Origin of the sequence: Mangrovibacillus cuniculi (genome assembly GCF_015482585.1) — a bacterium.
GTDB classification, from domain to species: Bacteria; Bacillota; Bacilli; order Bacillales; family R1DC41; genus Mangrovibacillus; species Mangrovibacillus cuniculi.
The window spans coordinates 293,957-314,145 of the sequence record NZ_CP049742.1 but is presented as its reverse complement, the minus strand read 5'-3'; the positions used below and the strand labels follow the sequence as shown (position 1 = coordinate 314,145).

Below are 20,189 nucleotides of genomic sequence, written 5' to 3'. Positions count from 1 at the left end.
TCCTGCTTCGTTAACATGTTTTTAACCCCCTTCTTTCGTGACTATACCGTGCTGAAAAGCATAAATGACTGCTTGTGTTCGATCTTGTACTCTTAACTTACTCAATATATTACTGACATGTGTTTTTACTGTTTTTAACGTAATGAAACATTCATCTGCGATCTCTTGATTCGATTTTCCTTTTGTCATCAACTGGAGAATCTCCATCTCTCTCTGCGTTAATTCATCATGTAGATCTTGCGTTTGGCCACCTCTCATCCGTTTCATCATCTTTTGTGTAACTTCGGGCTCTAATACCGATTCCCCTTGAACCGTCTTTCTGATTGCCTCAGCTATTTGAGCAGCCGTTGAGGTTTTCAGTAGATAACTTGTTGCACCCGCTTCAAGTGCAGGGTATACTTTTTCATCATCTAAAAAGCTTGTCATTATCATGATCTTCACTTCGGGCCATTTTGAAATTAGCTCTTTAGTTGCTGCGATTCCATCCATTTCGTCCATAACTAAATCCATTAAGATAACATCTGGCTTATGGAGAAGGGCAAGTTCAATTGCTTCTACACCATTTGTCCCTTCTGCCACTACTTCCATATCCTGTTGTAATCGCAAATAGGTTCCTACACCCAGTCGTACCATCTCATGGTCATCCACAATCAATATTCTAATCATTGGTCTCCCTCTCTTTCTTCTAAAGGTACAGTTACAGAAACCTGTGTCCCTTCTCCTATCACGCTAACTACTTTACAGAAGCCACCGATTTCTTCCGCCCTTTCTTTCATCGTTGAAAGTCCGTAAGAAGATAATTTGTTATCTACCATTTCAAATCCTTTACCGTTATCTTTAATAAATAATAACAACTGATGATTTCGTTGAAGTAATTGAACTTCTACTTTCGTAGCATTCGCGTGGCGGATAATGTTCGAAATAGCTTCTTGGAAAATACGAAAAATGTGATCTTCTACACCTTTTTCACATGTAAAATCTTCTAAAGTCGCAACAAACTCAAAAGAAGTTTGAGCCTCCAGTTCGTGCATTAATCCATACATTCCTTCTTGCAAGGTTTTGTCTTTTAAAGGCACAGGCCTTAAGTGAAGAAGTAAGGCCCTCATTTCTAGTTGAGATTGATGAACAATTCCCTGTGTCTTTGTAATTAAAGAAGCCAGAGGAGTATCCTTACTCGTTTCTTGTAAAGTAGATAACAACATAGATGCTCCAAAAAGTTGCTGACTTACAGAATCATGCAGTTCTCTCGCAAGACGATTTCTTTCATTTTCTACTACTGTTTGGATTTCTCTTTCCATCGTTTCTGATTGCTCATTTACTTTTCTTTGCTGTTCTAATCTTTCTCCCTGTAAAGAAGAAGATACTTCTTTTAACAAAGTAGAGCTTGATGACATGTTCCTTGCTACTTCCTCTGTAGTGCTGGCAGTAGGCATTCCTCGATCTTTAATTTCCATTAACCAAACGGCCAAAGTACGCTGTCTTTTAAAATCTAGGTAAAGAAAAATACTACCCATTGCCATGGTAAAGAAGATTGGGAAAGAGAGAAATACTACAATCCACGGAAGATCAAATATCTCTTCCTCCCACCACAAATCCCATGCAATTGGTGGAAAATAAACCCCAACCATGGTTAAGGAAAAAAACGACACCACTATGACATTTATGATCACAAACAAAAACCATCTCTTAGACATCATCATCCTCTAATCACCTTTACTCTACTAAAGAATCCAGTCGTGATTATTCTGACTCTTGAGGTAGATGATTGGAATCCGACTGTTTCATAATAGATATTTTGTTTCCAATTTGAATTAGTGGACGATTCGACTATTTTCGTTTCTCCAAACAGGGAAGTATGTTTCACAGAAAACTCCACATTATATGGCATCACTACTGTCAATTCTCCGATAGCTTGTTGTGCCACAATGAAACATTCTCTCTCAGGTAAGACTGTACCAGTTAAGTCAATTTGTGAATCTCCAATAAGTTGATTAAAAGATATATCCTTCCACACGTAGGGGGAAGTTGGGGTAGTTTGGTGCCCAATAACCAGATTTTGAATGGGTGAAGCGGTGTCTTGCTTTAGGACATTGTATGCACTTGTTTTTCGGTTAGACAACTGAACTACTCCCCAAATTAGTAAAACAAAGAATAATAGTCTAATGGTGATTAGTTCAAAAGCTAGAGCGATTAAGATGATGACTCCTAGCCAACCAACTAGTTTCCAAATAATTTTCTTTCTTTTCTTCCATCCAAAATACATACATAAGGAAGCAAAGCCAATTGGGACGAGGAATCCTGTTCTTATAAATAATAGTTCAATAGAAAATAAAATTACTGCCACAATCATCAAGCGCTGCAAAATCCCTTTTTCTTTCCATTTCAAGTCTTCCACCTCCCAATTGTCCTTCTATGCTACCTATAAATTTTACCCTTTCTATTAGTAGTTGAAAAGTGTTGACCATCGACTCTTCCGATTAATTTATTTGTACAAAAAGCTGCCAATACAAAGGCAGCTTTTTGTACAAATATTAGCTGTTTTTCTTTTCTAACTCTTCAAAACGTTGATCAATACTGTCAAACCTTTGCTGTCTCGTCAATTTCTCTTCCATTCTTTTCATGTACTTCTCTACTTGGGATACCTTTGATTCTAATGTTCCCTCGTACTTACTTGCATCCACTAAATGGTTAGCTTTTTCGGTTGCACGAACAACATTTTCTTGCTGCATCACTTTTAATTGCCTAATTCTCATGTCTTCTAGCTTATTTTTCATTTCTGTATATTTCATTTCTAGACGAGTTACTTCCGTTTTAGCTTCTTGCAGTGTTTGGGACAAGTCCTCTATTAATGTAGTAAACCGAGCGACTTCTTTTTCTGCAAAGGTAATCAGCTCTTTTTCTTGATGGTGATTCGCTAATACTAATTGATTTTCACGCTTGGCTAACTGCTTTTTTGATTGATCAAGTTTTGTCTCCCACTCATCTACCAGACGGTATTGACGGTTAACTAACTCTCCTACTTTTTCTGTCTCTTTTTCAGCTTGTCGGAATGCGTGGTTTAAAGTGGCGATTGGATTCTTCTCTTCCTTTTTATCTAATACCGCATGTAAATCTGCCATTACTGTGTTTGTTAATCGTTGCATAAAAGTAGACATCCATTTTCCTCATTTCGTTTGTAATTTTGACCATTCATCTTCAAAGTGCTTGAACGGATCTCCCTCGATTGTTGCATTCTCTTGCTTGTTCCACTTTTTTACTACTAACCAAATCATCCAAACACCAACTAAACCGATTAAAGCTGGAACATTGGTGATTGCTAAAAAAGCAAAACCTAATCCAATAGCAAACCATGCTACTTTACTGAAACCACCTGTGGACTCCATATACTTTTTAAAAGACCAGTACGCGACTCCAACTGTAACAATTAAAAATAGTAGAGAAGGGATGTTGATAAAAATAATCCCCGCTGCTATTACAGCAATTATGCCTAAGCCAAGTTTTTTCACGTTACCGCCTCCTTTCTTGATGTAAGTTTATCTGTTTCTTGTTTTTCCTATAACGAGCTGCAGATGGAACTTCGTATGGGACTTAAGACGTATGGAAGGTAGGTTTTTTAGCATTATTGTTAATTCTGATTAGTTTCGTAACAAAAAAAGGATTAGCGTATAGGTATTGCTTACGCTAATCCTGCTTTGATGGTTTTGTGGTGACTTATGGGCTTTGTCGCATCTTTCCTATCATTGGAATGGCGACTTATGTACTTTGTCGCCTGTTCTCCTGCTCTCGCATGGCGACTTATGCCTTTTGTCGCCTGTTCTCTCGCTCTCGCATGGCGACTTATGCCTTTTGTCGCCTGTTCTCTCACTCTCGCATGGCGACTTATGCCTTTTGTCGCCTGTTCTCTCACTCTCGCATGGCGACTTATGCCTTTTGTCGCCTGTTCTCCCACTCTCGCATGGCGGCTTAAGCGCTTTGTCGCCTGTTCTCTCACTCTCGCATGGCGGCTTAAGCGCTTTTGTACCTACTTTCGTCGCTTTCCCACTGCGGCTTAAGCGCTTTTGTACCTGCTTTCCTCGCTCTCCCACCGCGGCTTAAGCGCTTTTGTACCTGCTTTCCTCGCTCTCCCACTGCGGCTTAAGCGCTTTTGTACCTGCTTTCCTCGCTTTCCCACTGCGGCTTAAGCGCTTTTGTACCTGCTTTCCTCGCTCTCCCACTGCGGCTTAAGCGCTTTTGTACCTGCTTTCCTCGCTCCCCCACTGCGGCTTAAGCGCTTTTGTACCCACTTTACTCGCTCTCCCACTGCGGCTTAAGCGCTTTTGTACCTGCTTTCCTCGCTCTCCCACTGCGGCTTAAGCGCTTTTGTACCTGCTTTACTCGCTCCCCCACTGCGGCTTAAGCGCTTTTGCACCCCACTCTAGCTACCAACCTAGTAAAAAGAGTTATGTTAAAATCGTTCTCTCTTTCTTGTTTAAAATTGGAATTAAGGATATAGTATGCAACGCTAGCAATAATACACCACTAATATTTAACGCAAGTAAAACACCGTCCATTCCTAATCCCATTACAAATCCCAGTCCCCAAATGCAACTAAATTGTACGATGGTCACCCAGACTGTTTGCCAAAATGTTGCTTTTACATATCCAAGCCCAATGAGAAAAGCCTGTAATGGTATGACAAAAAAGTGTGTTACAAAGTACGGCCACAATAGCACTAAGTAATGCGCTGCAATTCCGTTTTTCACAAACAACGCCGTTAAAGGGTCCGCAAAAAGCAAGCATATTATAACGGATGGCCCTGCGTAAGAAGCTGTAACAATTAATGATTTTTTCACCAAACGCTTCAATTTATCTGTGTCACCGTTTGCTTGAGCTTCGGACACCAAAGGTATTAGCACCATCAATAAAGAGTGTGAAATAAATGCTGGAAAAAAACCAATGGTTAGCGCTACACCAGCTACTAAACCAAACTGCTCATTAGCTGTCACTGCTGCAACACCAGAGAGGATTAGTGTCATTTTTATAAAAAACGGTTGTACAGCATGCGTCATGGCATGGAATAATCTTAAGCCAGTTGTTGGAATAGAGATGCCCATTAATGCTCGACGAATCCTCACTTTATCTAACCACTCGTCCTCTTCCGGCTTCCTCTTATGCCAGTTTCTGTGGAAAGCCATCATTAAATAAAGACAAACAATTAGCTCGGAGCTAATCAACATGCCTATGGCTACCAAGATCGCAAGTGGTTCCGTCATATTTAATTGTGTAAAGATCATAAATAACAAAATTAGTTGAACTACTTTTCTCAGAAAGTTAGAGAAGGCAATCGCGCCCATTTGGTGTGTTCCCATAAAGTATCCTCTTGCGATAGATGAATACGCAATGATTGGAACAAACGCAATAAGAAACCATTGGAGTCTAGCGTCAACCATCTGGGAGAAAGGAAAAAAAGGATAAGCTAAGACAATGATTGTCATGCCTACTAAAGAAACTATTGTCATGAGACGAAAAGCGTATCGTAGCATCACAGGATAGTACATTTTATCTTTTTCCGCGACAAATTTAGATACCGAAATGGGTAACTCTAAACTTGCTAAAATCATGATTAGAAATAAAGTGGGAATAATAGTCATGTAATGACCAAGGCCAGACTCGCCAAGGTGATTAGCTAACACCATATTGATAAAAAATTCAATGCTCTCACCAAAAAATGCGGCAATCACAAGCCAAATTAACCCTTTTGCAAATACACTCACAAGAGAAAGACCCCTTTCTACATTCCGATTATACGAACGGCCTCTTACGAATGTATGCTTGTACAAGAAAAAGTATGTCCAAGCACATTAGGGTGGTTATCAAGACCTTAGCTGTGGAATAGTGTAAACAAAAAGGAGGAGTATCTATGAACAAAATAAAAGCAGGGATTATTTTTGTTTTGTTACTACTTGTAATTGGATATAACGGGTTAGCGAATTACTTACCCTTAAATGGAAAGTCAACTGGAGAATTGTCTGATGCAGTACCTATGTATATAACTCCACCAGGTTATGTCTTCAGTATTTGGGGATTTATCTATCTTATAACTATTGCCTGGTCTATACTGTTACTACTCGGAAGAACGGAGAAGCCGGACTTAGTAGATCGAACATTTACACCTTTCATCGCTATTTCAGCTGCCAATATCCTTTGGTTAACATTTTGGCATTACCAACAAGTTGGCATATCTGTTCTCATCATGCTCTTTTATTTAGGCAGTTTAATTTGGATGTATGTTTCTATCCAATCTAAACCATTCCGCTTTTGGGACCGCTTCCCTTGGTCTATCCATATGGGATGGATTTCCGTTGCCACCATTGTGAATATTAGCTATTGGTTAAATACTCGTGGCTTTGATGGTTTTGGGTTTAGTGATGCAACTTGGACAAATGCTTTATTATTCCTTGCGACAGTCTTAGCCATATGGATTGATAAAAATTTCAAAGACTTATCTTATACACCAGTGTTCACTTGGGCATTTACAGGAATTGGATTTAAGGCATGGGGTGACGAAAATGCCATTGCAATTGTTGCATTTGGTCTTGCTATTTTATTAGCAGGGAGAGCATTGTACCTAGCGTATCAAAGAAAAAAGCCAATATAAAATAAACATCCACCACGAAAGTAACAATACCTTCTCGTGGTGGATGTTTTTATGCGTATACTCGCTCATTAGCAAGATCTTGTAATGCAGAGGATTCAATCGTATGTTTACCTGTATGAGCGTTTTCCAAACTTAAACGAATCATTGCACTAGCAACATCTTTTGCAGCAATGCTTCGATACTTCTTCCACTTCCCTATCATTACTGGCTGAAGGACTTTTCCTAACCATTCTCCAATCTTCTCACCAGTTCTAAACTCATTTCGGTCACCTAGAAGTAAAGAAGGGCGAATAAAATACACAGTAGATATTTGTAAAGAACGCACCTTTAATTCCAATTCTCCTTTTACCCTGCTGTAGAAGAAAGGAGAGGAGGCATTTGCTCCGATTGCTGTAATGATGAGTAACTTAGGTATTTTTACTTCTTCCACCCATTTCGCAACAGCAAGTGGATAGTCAAAGTCTACTTTTAAAAATGCTCTTTTGGACCTAGCTTTCTTCATTGTTGTTCCAAGACAACAATAGACTACGTCATATGTAGTATCTAGGTCTACTAAAACATTTTCTAAACTATCAAAATCAATGACTTTTTCTTCTAATTTATAATGCTCCCATGTAGTTTTTCGTCTCGTCAGCATAGTTACATGAGAGAACTGATCGTTCGTTAATAGGTGTTTTACCACACACTTTCCTACTAATCCAGTTCCTCCAACAATTAAGGCTCTCTTTGTCATTTTGACTAACTCCTTCCAAGGTCGCGCCATTTCCATACGCTAGTAAGCCAGCACTTATCAACATGAATAGCTTATATACGAATAGCTTGATGATTTGTTTCAAAAAAACACTATGCTCATCATAGTACCGAATACGTTTTGTGTAAAGAGGGAACGTACCGACAAAATCTCTCTAAATCTTAATTTAAAAAACAGAAAAGGTTGCCACTATTCCTAAAGCCTATAGTGCTTTATAATAAAAGGGATTCTATAGAGGAAAAGGTGTCGATAAATGAGTATATTACATGTACAAAAGCTCTCACATGGATTCGGTGATCGAGCAATTTTCCAAGACGTAACATTTCGTTTATTAAAAGGTGAACACATCGGTTTGATTGGAGCAAACGGTGAAGGAAAGTCTACCTTTATGAATATAATTACAGGAAAACTTCAACCTGACGAAGGAAAAGTCGAATGGAGTAAAAATGTTCGAGTAGGTTACTTAGATCAGCATGCTCAGCTGAAGCAAGGTATGAGTATCCGAGATGTATTAAAGACTGCATTCTCTTATTTGTTTGACCTTGAACAGAAAATGAATGACCTGTTTGCAAAAATGGGAGAAGTAGACCCGGAAGAGTTAGAAGCTCTTCTTGAAGAAACAGGAACGATTCAAGATATGCTGACAAACAACGATTTCTATACAATTGACGCAAAAGTAGAAGAAATCGCTCGTGGTCTAGGGCTTGATGAAGTTGGGCTAGATAAAGATGTTCACGATTTGAGTGGTGGTCAACGTACCAAGGTCCTATTGGCAAAGCTTTTACTAGAAAAGCCTGAAATTCTTCTTCTAGATGAGCCAACAAACTACTTAGATGAACAACATATTGAGTGGTTAAAGCGATATCTGCAAGAGTATGAGAATGCCTTTATTCTTATCTCACATGATATTCCCTTCTTAAATAGCGTAATTAACTTGATCTATCATGTAGAAAATCAACAGTTAACTCGATATGTTGGCGATTACGATGAGTTCCGTCAAGTATATGAAATGAAAAAACAGCAATTAGAATCTGCTTATAAGCGCCAACAAAAAGAAGTGGCAGAGCTAAAAGATTTTGTTGCTCGTAACAAAGCCCGTGTTTCTACACGTAACATGGCAATGTCTCGTCAAAAGAAACTAGATAAGATGGACATGATTGAACTTGCAGCGGAGAAACCGAAGCCAGAGTTCCAATTTAGAGAAGCTCGTACTTCTGGTCGAACTATATTTGAAACAAAGGATCTTGTCATTGGATATGATACTCCTTTATCAAGACCTTTAAATTTGAAGATGGAACGTGGTCAGAAGGTTGCCTTGGTTGGTGCTAATGGTATTGGTAAAACAACGCTCCTAAAAAGTATTTTGGGCGAGATCCGTTCTCTTGAAGGTCAAGTAGAGTTAGGAGATTACTTAGAGACAGGGTATTTTGAACAGGAACCTAAACGAGAAAATCACAACACGTGTATTGAAGAAGTATGGGATACGTTCCCTCACATGACGCAATACGAAGTGCGTGCTGCTCTTGCAAAATGTGGATTGATGACGAAACACATTGAGAGTAAAGTTACTGTCTTAAGTGGTGGAGAAAAAGCAAAAGTTCGACTTTGTCAGCTAATTAATAGTGAGACGAATTTATTAGTACTCGATGAGCCGACAAACCACTTAGATGTGGAAGCAAAAGATGAGTTAAAACGTGCACTTAAGGCGTACAAAGGCTCTATCCTAATCATCTGCCATGAACCTGAATTTTATCAAGACGTAGTAACGGATGTTTGGAACGGAGAAAACTGGACGACGAAGGTTTTATAATTTCTTTTAACAAAGGAGCTATTCCTCAATGGGATAGCTCCTTTAATCATCTTGATGATAATAATAATGGCCACGATATGGGCGAACGACTCGTACGTTATTACTCATGATGGTCTTCATAAATCCTGGGAAGTCCTCTGTCCATTTACTTCCAAACTTATGTGAAACAGCTTCCTTCAGCTCTTTGGACGACAATGCAGAAGTATTATTTTGTAGTAAATCTTCCACAAACTTTTGAACCATTCGTATATCTGTTTGATCAGTACCCAACCGTTTCAAGATAGCTTCTTTTTCCAGTTGAATTTGTTCCAGTTGTTTTTCTTCTAGATCTTCCAATTGTTTTAACCTAAGTAAAAGTGCATCTCTTTCTGTAAACAACATTGTCACCTCGCCACTCCGTTACCGATAACTTTACAGTATGCTCGTCCGACTAAGAAGGTTCTTCCTGTTGTCCCTAGTTATGCATTTATCGCTTATTCAAAGGCAGGTAAGGTAACGTTCACAATCGTTCCTTCGTTAGGTTTGGATTGGATATCAATTTCTCCTTGATGTCTTTCCACTATCCTCTTACATACTTCTAATCCTAAGCCTGTCCCATCATTCTTGGTAGAAAAGAATGGTTGTCCAATGGAAGCCAACTTTTCTTCTTCGATTCCGACACCTTGATCGCTAACAGTCAGTTCAATACGATTGTTCTCTTTCCAGACTTCTACTACTACTGGTTTATGATTATCTGTTGCTTCAATTCCATTTTTAATTAAATTTACTAATACCTGTTTCAATTGATTCTCATCAGCGTAAACATACAAAGGCTCATTTTTTGTATCAATAAATTTTAACGGAACATTTTTTGAGTGAGCTTGGGAATCCATTAGATAGATCACCTTAGAAATAATAGACTGGATATGTACCTTCTTCATAGGGACATCTTGCTTTTTACCAAGTACTAGCATTTCACTTGCAATTAAGTGTATACGATCAATTTCTGACAACATAATGGACACATGTTCAGGGTTGACCTCTTTTGTTGTTTCCATCAATTGTACAAACCCTTTAATTGACGTTAAAGGATTCCTAATCTCATGTGCAACTGATGCTGCCAGTTGCCCAACTAATGCTAACTTTTCTGAAGAAAGTACTAATTCTTCCTGTTGTTTTTCTTGTGTAATATCACGAGCTATGCCATATACTCCCACTACTTTTTCATTTAGGACAATTGGTAAAAAGGCATTACGTAAAATAATGCTGTCACAAGATTCATTTAGTTGAAGTTCTATCTCATCTGGCACACCTAGTAACGCTCTTTCAAAGGATTGACGAACTTCTTTTACCTTGTCCTCTGATATAAAAGGCAAACCCGTCTTTCCAATACGTTCCTCAGCAGAAGAACGAAGTAGGTGTTCTGCCATCTTGTTCATCGCTTTAACCGTTCCGTCTGTTTTGTACTCGATGACAGCATCAGGATTTTGAAAGAATAAAGATTGAACGTGTTGCTGTCTTCTTAAAAGTTGACGCTCTTTCTTAAGAAGCTCTGCTTCTACTTGATGTTCTTTCTTCGTTTGAATTAGAACCAGCCAATAAAGGAGTATTCCTGTTAATATAACAAACATAGCACCTTTGGATCGTTGAAATGACAAGTACAATTCCATTTTATTTTGTGCCAATGTAAAGCTAATAAGATCTGATATGAAGATCCAAGCAACGCCAAAAAAAACATATATAATAGCAACTTTAAAAGCTATTCGCTGTTCTGTCTTCATACCTCATCTCCTTTCATGCCATCATGAATCTTTCGTCATCCAGTTTGCTTGCCAGCCAATTCCCTTACTTATTATCCATTGTGAAACCATAGTTAAAACACTACATCCAATAATAGCTCCAAGCTCACTTATTCCATACTTTTTTAAGGTTAAGTAAAATAATGTTGAAACAAGGATAGACATCCCTTGTTTTTGAAAAAACCAGCGACTGTGGATGACATAGAATACGGGCTTTTTTGATTTACGCATCCTTGCTCCTCCTTCACCACTATCCTTACCTTATAGTATGGAAAACCAAGCTTGGCCTATGAGTAGGTTCTTTATTTAGGATCTACAAATTCACTTGCACGAATAACTTTTTGTACAAGGTTCCACCCTTTTGACGCAGCAAGTTGTTTGCATTCACGAACTTCTCTTGGTGTAAGAAGGAACACTACTTGACCATCTTTCCCCGCTCTACCTGTTCTTCCAGAACGGTGTGTCGCTTGGTCCTCATCTAATGGAAAATCGATATGAATGACAGTTCCAACATCAGGAATGTCTAATCCACGAGATGCTACATCTGTTGCTAAAAGAATCGGAACATTATTCGCTCTGAACTGTTGAATAGCCTGTTCTCTATCTAGTTTGTCCTTTTCCCCATGGAGAGCTCTTACGTTAACTTTCTTAAAACGTAATTTTTGCTCTAAAACATTTAATTCTGTTATATCATTTGAAAAGGCTAACCCTCTCATTCCTTCAAACCTTGCCATTTTTTCTAAAAGAGTAGATTTTTCTCTTTGCTCACACTCTAGATAGAAATAATCTACCTTTGCATCTGCGAACAATGTTTCTTGCTCCACTTTGATCACTGTTGGGTCATTCATCCAATTTTTCGCGACGTCAATAATGTCATTTGGCATCGTAGCGGAGAAAGCAGCTAATTGACGCTCACTTTTTAACGTAGAAGAGATAATAGTGTCCACTGTTTTACGATGTTCTCTTGCTAACACTTGATCAGCCTCATCCAGAATAATTAGTTTGATTGCATGCATTTTTAATTTCTTCAACTTAATTAGTTCTAGAACTCGTCCAGGTGTACCTAAGATCAGTTGTGGGCTCTTCTTTAGTTTTTCTACTTGTCTTTTAATATTTGCACCACCAATAAAGCTACCGGCTGTAATCCCTTTTTCTTTTGTATACTTTAACGCCTCTTGGTATGTTTGCATGATTAATTCTTGTGAAGATGCAAGGATTAGCACCTGAGCGTTTTGTTTCTTTACATCAATTCGTTCCAATGCAGGAAGCAAAAATGCTAACGTTTTACCTGTTCCTGTTGGGGATTGACCAATTACATCTTTCCCTTCTTCTAATAGCGGCATAGCTTGTTCTTGTATAGAAGTTTTTGTTTCAAAACCTGTCTTTTCCCATAATGTCATTCTATTCACCTTTTCCTTCTAAATCTGCTTTTGTAAATTGTTCTAGTACTGTATCTAATAAATTTAGCATCTGAAGATATTCTTCTTTTCCTACGTTTAACTTTTCAAAGATTTTGACGGGTACCTCTTGAGCCTTCTCTTTTAAAGTTGTTCCTTCTTGTGTGATTTTCACAATCACTGTTCGTTCATCCGTTTTAGAGCGCTCTCTCGTTAACAAATTTCTTTGTTCCATCCTTTTTAACATAGGAGTTAACGTTCCAGAGTCCAAGTGTAATCGTTCTCCAATATCTTTTACAGAACCTGTATTAGTTTCCCACAAATAGAGCATCACTAAATACTGTGGATAGGTAAGATTCAACTTTTCTAAAAGCGGACGATAGAATTTCGTTATTTCGCGTGAGGCGGTATATAAACGAAAGCATAGCTGCTGTTCGAGTAATAATGAGTTATTCACAACGGTCATCCTTTCTACCTTCATCATCTTACCGAAAAATTGTTGAATTGCCTAGCTTTCTTGCCTATTATGCCCTAAATCGAATATAGAAGAACATTTAATTGTGCACAATTAAATTTTTTGCAATATAATTTGCTGCGTGTTATGGTTTAATTGTTCATTTAAAACAAAGGAGTGAGTTACATGGTACAAGTACTTTATACAGCAAAAGCAAAAGCAGAAGGTGGACGTAACGGAAAGGTCGTTTCATCCGATAACGTCATTGATTTATCTTTATCTATGCCTAAATCGTTAGGTGGAGCAGAAAAAGAAGGTGCTACGAACCCAGAGCAACTTTTCGCAGCTGGATACGCGGCATGTTTTGATAGCGCCCTTCAACTAGTTGCTGGGCAAGCGAAAAAGAAAATCACTTCCACAGTGACAGCGCATGTTAGTATCGGAAAAGATACAGACGGCGGTTTTGGCTTAGCAGTTAAATTAGAAGTTTCTGTAGATGGTGTCGACCAAGCAGAAGCAAAAGAACTAGTGGAAAAAGCGCACGGTGTATGCCCATACTCGAAGGCAACTCGTGGAAATATTGAAGTAGAGTTAGAGGTAGTTTAATTTACTTGGTATCATTGTTTAGAAAAACCATTAAGTGACTGCACAGGGATTTCCGCTGCAGGGGGACGCTTTCCACGGGGCGGGATGCTGAGCCTCCTCGTCGCGATAGATCGCGCTCCTGTGGGGTCTCAGTATCCCACCTTTCCCGTAGGAGTCGCCCCCTTCCGCTCCAATCCCGGAGATTAATTCTGGAAAGTCACAAATTCTGCAATAATTTTATTACCCTAGCATATTATACTTTTCTTACACATAAAAAGCAGGTGCACTCTTTGAAGAGTACACCTGCTTCTTTAGATTTGCCCCTTGCGTTATTAGCTTAACGCTGCTGTTAAGTTAGGAACTATTTGCTTCTTACGTGATACAACACCTTTTAAGATTGCCATATCGTCCGTTAATTTTACCTCAAACGCTGTTTCCACTGCCTTCGCTTGTGCACCTAGAGCTAGGATTGTTGAGTCGTTTGAAAGAATATCTGTTGCCACGAATACGAAAAGGTCTAATCCATTTTCTTCTAAATTAATCGCAATTTCTTTCTCGATATCTTTACGAAGAGCAAATACATCGTTTACATCCACCGTGTTAACTTGAGCAACTTCTACCTTATAGCTTCCCATGGAGAATTCTTTTGCATCAATTGTGATTAAATCACGAGCTGATTTGCCTGATAAAGATGCTCCCGCTTTTAACATTTCTAAGCCGTATTCTTCTGCATCAACGCCTGCAATAGCAGCTAATTCTTTCGCTGCATCCACATCTTCTTGTGTGCAAGTCGGTGATTTAAATAATAAAGAGTCAGAAATAATTGCGGATAGCATTAAGCCAGCTGTCGCTTTATCGATTTCTACACCTTTTTCTTTAAAAATCTTATTCAAGATTGTTGCTGTACATCCAACTGGTTCAGCACGATAGTAAACTGGGTCAGCAGTTTCAAAGTTTGCTATTCGGTGATGGTCGATTACTTCTGTCACACGTACGTCAGCAATGTCTTCTGCACTTTGTTGACGCTCGTTGTGGTCTACTAAAATAACTGTCTCTACTTCGTTCGCAACTGTTTTCACTTCACGAGGCGCTTCTACTCCGAAAGTATCCAAAGCAAATTGTGTCTCAGGTCCAACTGCACCTAGACGAACAGCTTCTACATCTTCTCCGATTTTTTGCTTTAATGTTGCATATGCAATTGCTGAACAGATCGTATCTGTATCAGGATTTTTATGTCCAAAAACTAATGATTTCGCCATTATAATCTCTCCTTTTTGTATGTATACCAATACTCCATCAAACATTATACAAGTTCCTATTCCTGAAGGCCAGTTTTGGATAATAATAACTCGATATTTGCAACGGTACTTACTATGCATACTAAATAAGTTTGACTCTAGAATACATACATGTTATGATAGTATTCTTGCTTAAGAAAAGCTTATGATTGGTCATACTGGCGTCCTAACGCTGAACAATCATCTATTAAAGATCGAAACGATTCATAAAATGAAAATTAACTGGATCAGCCTAGGAGCTGTCAAGATGTGAGAGAGGTAGGGCTCATATCATTCACAGCGTAGAGGATGAACCGCGGCATAAAAGTGAAATTTATCTACGATTATATAGGTCAATCATGACTGTTAAAAGCAAGCATATATATCCGGTCTCTGTCTAATGACGTTGACTGCCGATCAGAAGCTTTCCATGTTCGGTACAGGAAAGCACAAAATTCGAACCCCGAGATGATGATCATCTCGGGGTTCGTCCAATTTACTAACTAATAGCGGTTTGTTTCTCCACTAAATCTGCGTAAAAACCTCTTCTTCTTACTAATTCAGTGTGCGTTCCGGACTCAATCATTTCACCATCTTTTAACACAATGATCTGATCGGCTTGTCTAATGGTGTTTAAGCGGTGAGCAATAACAAACGATGTTCTTCCCACCATCAGGCGCTTTAACGCTTCTTGAATATAAATTTCCGTAATTGTATCAATACTACTTGTTGCCTCATCTAAAATTAAAATTGTCGGCTTAGCAATAAAAGCTCTAGCTATAGATAATAATTGTCTTTGACCTTGACTTATTCCAGAGTCATCTTGCGATAGAACGGTGTCATATCCTCTTGGTAGTTTCTTAATAAATCGATGTGCATTAGCTAACTTTGCAGCTTCTATCACTTCTTCATCCGAAGCTTGCAAACGACCATATCGAATATTCTCCCTGATAGTTCCCTCAAATAAAAACGGATCTTGTAAAACAAATGCCATGGCCTGTCTAGTAGAATGAAGCGTCATTTTATCCAAAGGAATATCATCAATGAATATTTGTCCTTCTTGTGGTTCATAAAATCGGCCCAATAAATTTGTCACAGTCGTCTTACCAGCCCCCGTTGGTCCAACAAATGCAACAGTATCCCCAGGGTTTGCCGTAAAAGAAATATCCTTAATTGTACGTTCTCCTTCTTCATATCCAAAAGAAATATCCTTAAACTCCACTTTACCTCGTGTTAAGTCAACATCCTTTGCACCGTCTTTAGAAGCTTCTTTCGGCTCATCCATAATGGCAAAAACACGCTCCGCTCCCGCAATGGCAGATAACAACGTATTAAATTGGTTTGCCAAATCATTTAAAGGTCGTGTAAATTGTCTTGCATACTCGACAAATATTACAATAACTCCAACCGTTACTTGAGTCCCTGTCAAAGCGAGATATCCCCCAACACCAGCAATTAAAGCAAAACTACCATTGTTCAATAAGTTCATCACTTTAGGAATAGCACCAGAGAATAGTTGCGCACGGTAAGCTGCTTTTTTTAGTCTCGAGCTTTTTTCTTCAAATTCAGCTAACACTCTTTCTTCTTGAGAAAACGCCTTTACGAGCTTTTGCCCACTTACCGTTTCTTCAATATAGCCGTTTAAATCCCCTACTGCTTTTTGTGTTTCTTTAAAAGATGGACCAGTTCGCTTCGTAATCCATTTTATTGATAGAAACATTAATGGAATAATCATCAACGTAATGACAGTCAACGTAGGACTTAACCAAATCATAAGTGCCGTAATCGTCCCTAATGTTAAGACACTTGATACGATTTGGATAACAGCAGAGTTTAAGGTGTTACTGATTTGATCGACGTCATTCGTCACACGGCTCATGAGCTCTCCATGTCGTCTTTTATCATAAAACGGAATTGGTAGCTGCTGCAGAGCATGAAACAGCTCCGTTCGTAAACGAAAAATGGCATTTTGTGCTACATCAATCATCAAAAACTGCTGAATCCATAAAGTCACACTCTGACCAATAAACAAAGATACTAATCCAACTAACAATGGCCAAATAGTACCTGTTTGTTGATTGACAATCCAGTCATCGATCGCAAACCCGATTAATAAAGGACCTCCAACCGATCCAATGGTACTCCCCAAAATCAACAGCCCGATCCCAATCATCTTCTTTCGTTCATGTAAGAGGTATCGAGAAAGACGTTTAATCGTCCCCCATTGATCCGTTAATTCAGCTCGATCGGTTGCTCTGCCGTGGTTAACAATGGCCATGTTTCTCCCTCCTCTAGTTGAGATTGAACAATCGCTTGATAAATAGTAGAAGTCGCTAACAATTCTTGATGTGTACCATGTGCTACGACTTCACCATGATCTAGTAGAAGAATAGAATCACATTTAGAAGCAGTTTTCACCTTTTGTGTAATTAATAACATTGTACTGTCCATTTGTTCTAAAGACTCCCACACTTTTGATTCCGTAGCAGCATCTAATGCACTAGTTGTATCATCTAATAATAATATTTTTGGATTCATCACTAACGCTCGAGCTAGTGACAGACGCTGCCTTTGTCCTCCAGACAGTGACATCCCTTTTTGTCCAATGACTGTATCGTATCCGTTAGGAAGCTTTTCAATCGTTTCATGAATCTGTGCAGCTTTAGCCGCTTCTAGCATTGTTTGATTGTCTACTTCTCTAGCTCCCCACAGCAAATTTTCACGGATAGTACCGGAGAACAAGAATGATTCTTGTGGGACGTACCCAATCATTTTTCTAAGTTCTGAGATAGAGAGGTCCGCAATAGATGTTTCATTGATTTGGATTTCCCCATTTGTCGGTACCAGTAACCCTGGAATAAGCTGAAGTAGTGTACTCTTTCCCGCACCAGTTCCCCCCATGATGGCAAGCTTATCTCCTTGTCTCACCTGTAAAGAAACTTGTGTTAGTGCATACTCGGATGATTCAGGATAATCGTAAGATACTTTATCAAATTGGATAGAAGGCGGAGCAGTAAGACGTAAATTTACTCTTCCTTCTTTTAATTCTGGTAACTTCTCGTCTGCATCTAGCACTTCTGCCACACGCCCTGCTGATGCTCTAGCACGTGAGAATGCCATAATGAGAAACGAGAATATAGAGAAGACCGAAGACACACGAAGAGCGTAGTTCATTAACGCAACCATATCTCCGACGTTCGTCTGTCCCGCTAATACTTTTTCACGTCCAATGATTAATAGAAGTAGAATCGCAGTGTTCATGACTAACAGAAGAATTGGCATCATTGTTTCCATCAGTTTTAACACGCGAATAGTATCATCTTTTAGTTCGCTGTTTACGTGTCCAAATCGACTTTCTTCTTTTGGCGCACGGATAAATGCACGAACAATTCGGACGCCCATTAAGTTTTCACGGATGACGCGGTTTACTTCATCTAATCGTTGTTGAACTTGTTTGAATTGTTTGCTTCCTATTCTTAGTACAAAAATTAAAAAAGTGATAATGATTGGAACAGTTGCCAGTAAGATAATTGTTAAACCTGGATCAATAATAAAACTCATGATGACGCTACCGATGATGAGAAGCGGCGCACGAAGCATTACACGCAAACTCATAAATAATGTGTTTCCGATTTGTGTGACATCGTTGGTCATACGGGTAATGTAACTGGAGGTGGAAAACATATGTAAATCACTGTAAGAGAATTTCTGTACCTTCTCCATTAGTGCTTTTCTCAAGTCATACGATACTCCTTGACTGACTCTTCCGGAGAAAAAGGTGTTCGTCACACCTGAAAAGAAGGCTAAGATTGACAACACAACCATCCATACTCCCCAGTAAACTACCGCATCCATATTACTTACTTGAATTCCATCGTCTACGATTTTCTTTAATATAAATGGCAGCGCAAGCTCCACTGCAAGTTCTACTAACATCAGGAACACGGCGACAAATATTGATAATCGATAACCCCAAACCGTGTCTCGAAGTTTATTCATTCACAACATCCTTTCCGTCCATTCAATCGCTCTGTTTATTTCGACTCTCTAAATATATGTTAGTATCATATCGTATTTTCTATATTTTTTGAATACTTCGATGGGTGTAGATATAATGTGACTGCAAAGGGGTTCCGCTCCAACAATATTAGGTGGAGTGGAAATTGAGGGAAGTACATCTTTGAATTCTTGGTAGCAAAAAGGTGAATTCAAATTCGAATTCACCTTTTTGCGTTATATTAATATGTCCATTTTAATTAATAGATAAATTTTTCAACCTCTTCTAACACGGGGTATTTTCTTTAAGATTTGATTAAATACTTCCGAGAATACTAGTCCGATAGCGATGGAGCCAGAAATCATAAATGCTTTTGTCGCTAACTGCAATGCTTGGTTGTAATCTGTTTCTACTAGATTTCTCATCGCATCGTATGCCATTCCACCTGGAACAAGAGGGATAATCCCCGCTACAGAGAAGATAATCATTGGCGTTCTGTATCTCTTCGCAAACCACTGACTTAAGATCGACACTACAAAAGCTGCAGCTAATGTTGCAGGAACAGAGTCAAACGACATTTCCACCATAGCGAAGTAAATCATCCATCCTAACATTCCGACTAAACCACACTTCACTAGTGATTCTCTTGGGATGTTAAAAATTACGCCAAAAGCCATGGCTGCGATAAAACTGGTTACTAATTGTGCAAACACATTGGCGTCTCCTTTCTAGACGAAAAATGATAACACTACGGCGATACCTGCTCCAATGGCAAATGCGGTCAGAAATGCCTCTGCTCCTTTTGATATTCCAGAAACCAAATGCCCAGCCATCAAATCTCGAACAGCGTTTGTTAAGAGTAAACCAGGTACGAGTGGCATGACTGATCCAATAATAATTTTATCAATTTGATCTCCTAAACCAATAGATACGAGACCAAAAGAAGCTAATCCAATCACAAAGGAACCTAAAAACTCAGAGAAAAATTTCACTTCTAAAATTCGCTGAAAATAAATGTAGGCAATGAATCCTAATCCACCAACAAACACAGCAGGAATGAAATCAATCCAACTTCCTCGGAACATAATCATAAAGCATCCACTTGAAATAGCTGCAGCAACCACTTGAGCACCAAGTGAGTACGTTTCATTTTGCCCTTGTAACGTTTTAAAGGCACGATAAGCTTGTTCTAACGATAACTCACCAGCAGTAATCTGACGCGAAATACTATTGGCTCGCGTTACTTTCCGGAGATCAATAGTTCTTTCAGAAATCCTTATTAACTTAGTCTTCGTTGGCTCAGAGCTTTCAATAGAAAAGATAATGCCGGTTGGCGTGACATAGCAGTGCGATTCTCGTGCTCCGTAAGCATAAGCAATTCGAGTCATAGTGTCTTCCACTCGATACGTTTCCGCTCCGCTTTGAATCATAATTCTCCCTGCCAATAAGCAAACTTCCATTATGTCATATGTTTCTTGTTGGATTGCTTCTTGCTCATTCATT

21 protein-coding genes are annotated in these 20,189 nt (G+C 38.9%); 3 read left to right on the top strand and 18 right to left on the bottom strand.

Going from position 1 to position 20,189, the window contains the following annotated elements:
* Positions 1-21: 21 nt before the first annotated feature.
* The 7 genes from G8O30_RS01510 to G8O30_RS01480 all read right to left on the bottom strand — a co-directional run bounded on the left by G8O30_RS01510 (position 22) and on the right by G8O30_RS01480 (position 5,753).
* Positions 22-666 carry a response regulator transcription factor gene (locus G8O30_RS01510; RefSeq protein WP_239673256.1) on the bottom strand — a complete coding sequence of 215 codons (645 nt, stop codon included), beginning with the start codon at positions 664-666 and terminating at the stop codon, positions 22-24.
* Positions 663-1,700: a sensor histidine kinase gene (locus G8O30_RS01505; RefSeq protein WP_239673255.1), complete on the bottom strand. Its 1,038-nt coding sequence runs from the start codon at positions 1,698-1,700 to the stop codon at positions 663-665. Before G8O30_RS01505 ends, G8O30_RS01510 begins: the two co-directional genes overlap by 4 nt.
* On the bottom strand, positions 1,697-2,386 hold the full coding sequence (gene liaF, locus G8O30_RS01500) for a cell wall-active antibiotics response protein LiaF (RefSeq protein WP_239673254.1): 690 nt from the start codon (positions 2,384-2,386) through the stop codon (positions 1,697-1,699). The genes G8O30_RS01505 and liaF overlap by 4 nt, the downstream gene beginning before the upstream one ends.
* A 145-nt stretch (positions 2,387-2,531) precedes the next feature.
* A complete protein-coding gene (locus tag G8O30_RS01495) occupies positions 2,532-3,155 on the bottom strand; it encodes a PspA/IM30 family protein (RefSeq protein ID WP_239673253.1) in 624 nt (207 codons plus the stop codon).
* A gap of 9 nt (positions 3,156-3,164) precedes the next feature.
* Positions 3,165-3,506 (bottom strand): lmo0954 family membrane protein, encoded by a 342-nt coding sequence (locus tag G8O30_RS01490; protein ID WP_239673252.1) that lies wholly within the window; start codon positions 3,504-3,506, stop codon positions 3,165-3,167.
* A 170-nt stretch (positions 3,507-3,676) separates the two neighbouring features.
* A complete protein-coding gene (locus G8O30_RS01485; RefSeq protein ID WP_239673251.1) occupies positions 3,677-3,991 on the bottom strand; it encodes a hypothetical protein in 315 nt (104 codons plus the stop codon).
* 448 nt (positions 3,992-4,439) lie between these two features.
* Positions 4,440-5,753, bottom strand: coding sequence for an oligosaccharide flippase family protein (locus tag G8O30_RS01480; protein WP_239673250.1), 1,314 nt, complete (start codon positions 5,751-5,753; stop codon positions 4,440-4,442).
* A gap of 146 nt (positions 5,754-5,899) precedes the next feature.
* On the opposite strand from G8O30_RS01480, the gene G8O30_RS01475 reads away from it, so the two are divergent.
* Complete coding sequence (locus tag G8O30_RS01475) at positions 5,900-6,637, top strand: tryptophan-rich sensory protein (protein ID WP_239673249.1); 738 nt, start codon at positions 5,900-5,902, stop codon at positions 6,635-6,637.
* A 49-nt stretch (positions 6,638-6,686) separates the two neighbouring features.
* Here G8O30_RS01475 and G8O30_RS01470 read toward each other — a convergent pair whose 3' ends face one another.
* Positions 6,687-7,370, bottom strand: coding sequence for an NAD(P)H-binding protein (locus tag G8O30_RS01470; protein WP_239673248.1), 684 nt, complete (start codon positions 7,368-7,370; stop codon positions 6,687-6,689).
* Between the two features lie 271 nt (positions 7,371-7,641).
* Here G8O30_RS01470 and G8O30_RS01465 point away from each other — a divergent pair, with 271 nt between their 5' ends.
* The gene (locus G8O30_RS01465) at positions 7,642-9,198 is read left to right on the top strand and encodes an ABC-F family ATP-binding cassette domain-containing protein (protein ID WP_239673247.1); all 1,557 of its coding nucleotides are present in this window, start codon (positions 7,642-7,644) and stop codon (positions 9,196-9,198) included.
* Between the two features lie 42 nt (positions 9,199-9,240).
* Here the strand turns inward: G8O30_RS01465 and G8O30_RS01460 are convergent, their stop codons facing one another.
* The 5 genes from G8O30_RS01460 to G8O30_RS01440 all read right to left on the bottom strand — a co-directional run bounded on the left by G8O30_RS01460 (position 9,241) and on the right by G8O30_RS01440 (position 12,839).
* Positions 9,241-9,579 (bottom strand): Rok-like winged helix domain-containing protein, encoded by a 339-nt coding sequence (locus tag G8O30_RS01460; RefSeq protein WP_420844609.1) that lies wholly within the window; start codon positions 9,577-9,579, stop codon positions 9,241-9,243.
* A 92-nt stretch (positions 9,580-9,671) separates the two neighbouring features.
* Positions 9,672-10,958, bottom strand: a complete 1,287-nt coding sequence (locus tag G8O30_RS01455; protein WP_239673245.1) for an ATP-binding protein — start codon at positions 10,956-10,958, stop codon at positions 9,672-9,674.
* A gap of 21 nt (positions 10,959-10,979) precedes the next feature.
* A complete protein-coding gene (locus tag G8O30_RS01450) occupies positions 10,980-11,207 on the bottom strand; it encodes a hypothetical protein (RefSeq protein WP_239673244.1) in 228 nt (75 codons plus the stop codon).
* A gap of 71 nt (positions 11,208-11,278) precedes the next feature.
* Positions 11,279-12,376, bottom strand: a complete 1,098-nt coding sequence (locus tag G8O30_RS01445; RefSeq protein WP_239673243.1) for a DEAD/DEAH box helicase — start codon at positions 12,374-12,376, stop codon at positions 11,279-11,281.
* A 1-nt stretch (position 12,377) separates the two neighbouring features.
* Positions 12,378-12,839 (bottom strand): MarR family winged helix-turn-helix transcriptional regulator, encoded by a 462-nt coding sequence (locus G8O30_RS01440; RefSeq protein WP_239673242.1) that lies wholly within the window; start codon positions 12,837-12,839, stop codon positions 12,378-12,380.
* A gap of 174 nt (positions 12,840-13,013) precedes the next feature.
* Here G8O30_RS01440 and G8O30_RS01435 point away from each other — a divergent pair, with 174 nt between their 5' ends.
* Complete coding sequence (locus G8O30_RS01435) at positions 13,014-13,433, top strand: organic hydroperoxide resistance protein (RefSeq protein ID WP_239673241.1); 420 nt, start codon at positions 13,014-13,016, stop codon at positions 13,431-13,433.
* A gap of 311 nt (positions 13,434-13,744) precedes the next feature.
* On the opposite strand, the gene G8O30_RS01430 is transcribed toward G8O30_RS01435, so the two are convergent.
* The 5 genes from G8O30_RS01430 to G8O30_RS01410 form a co-directional block, all read right to left on the bottom strand.
* The gene (locus tag G8O30_RS01430) at positions 13,745-14,671 is read right to left on the bottom strand and encodes a manganese-dependent inorganic pyrophosphatase (RefSeq protein ID WP_239673240.1); all 927 of its coding nucleotides are present in this window, start codon (positions 14,669-14,671) and stop codon (positions 13,745-13,747) included.
* Between the two features lie 517 nt (positions 14,672-15,188).
* Complete coding sequence (locus G8O30_RS01425; RefSeq protein WP_239673239.1) at positions 15,189-16,967, bottom strand: ABC transporter ATP-binding protein; 1,779 nt, start codon at positions 16,965-16,967, stop codon at positions 15,189-15,191.
* Positions 16,922-18,688 carry an ABC transporter ATP-binding protein gene (locus G8O30_RS01420; protein ID WP_239673238.1) on the bottom strand — a complete coding sequence of 589 codons (1,767 nt, stop codon included), beginning with the start codon at positions 18,686-18,688 and terminating at the stop codon, positions 16,922-16,924. The genes G8O30_RS01425 and G8O30_RS01420 overlap by 46 nt, the downstream gene beginning before the upstream one ends.
* Before the next feature lie 273 nt (positions 18,689-18,961).
* Positions 18,962-19,399: a threonine/serine exporter family protein gene (locus tag G8O30_RS01415; RefSeq protein WP_275576507.1), complete on the bottom strand. Its 438-nt coding sequence runs from the start codon at positions 19,397-19,399 to the stop codon at positions 18,962-18,964.
* Between the two features lie 15 nt (positions 19,400-19,414).
* Positions 19,415-20,188, bottom strand: coding sequence for a threonine/serine exporter family protein (locus G8O30_RS01410; RefSeq protein ID WP_239673237.1), 774 nt, complete (start codon positions 20,186-20,188; stop codon positions 19,415-19,417).
* Position 20,189: the final 1 nt, after the last annotated feature.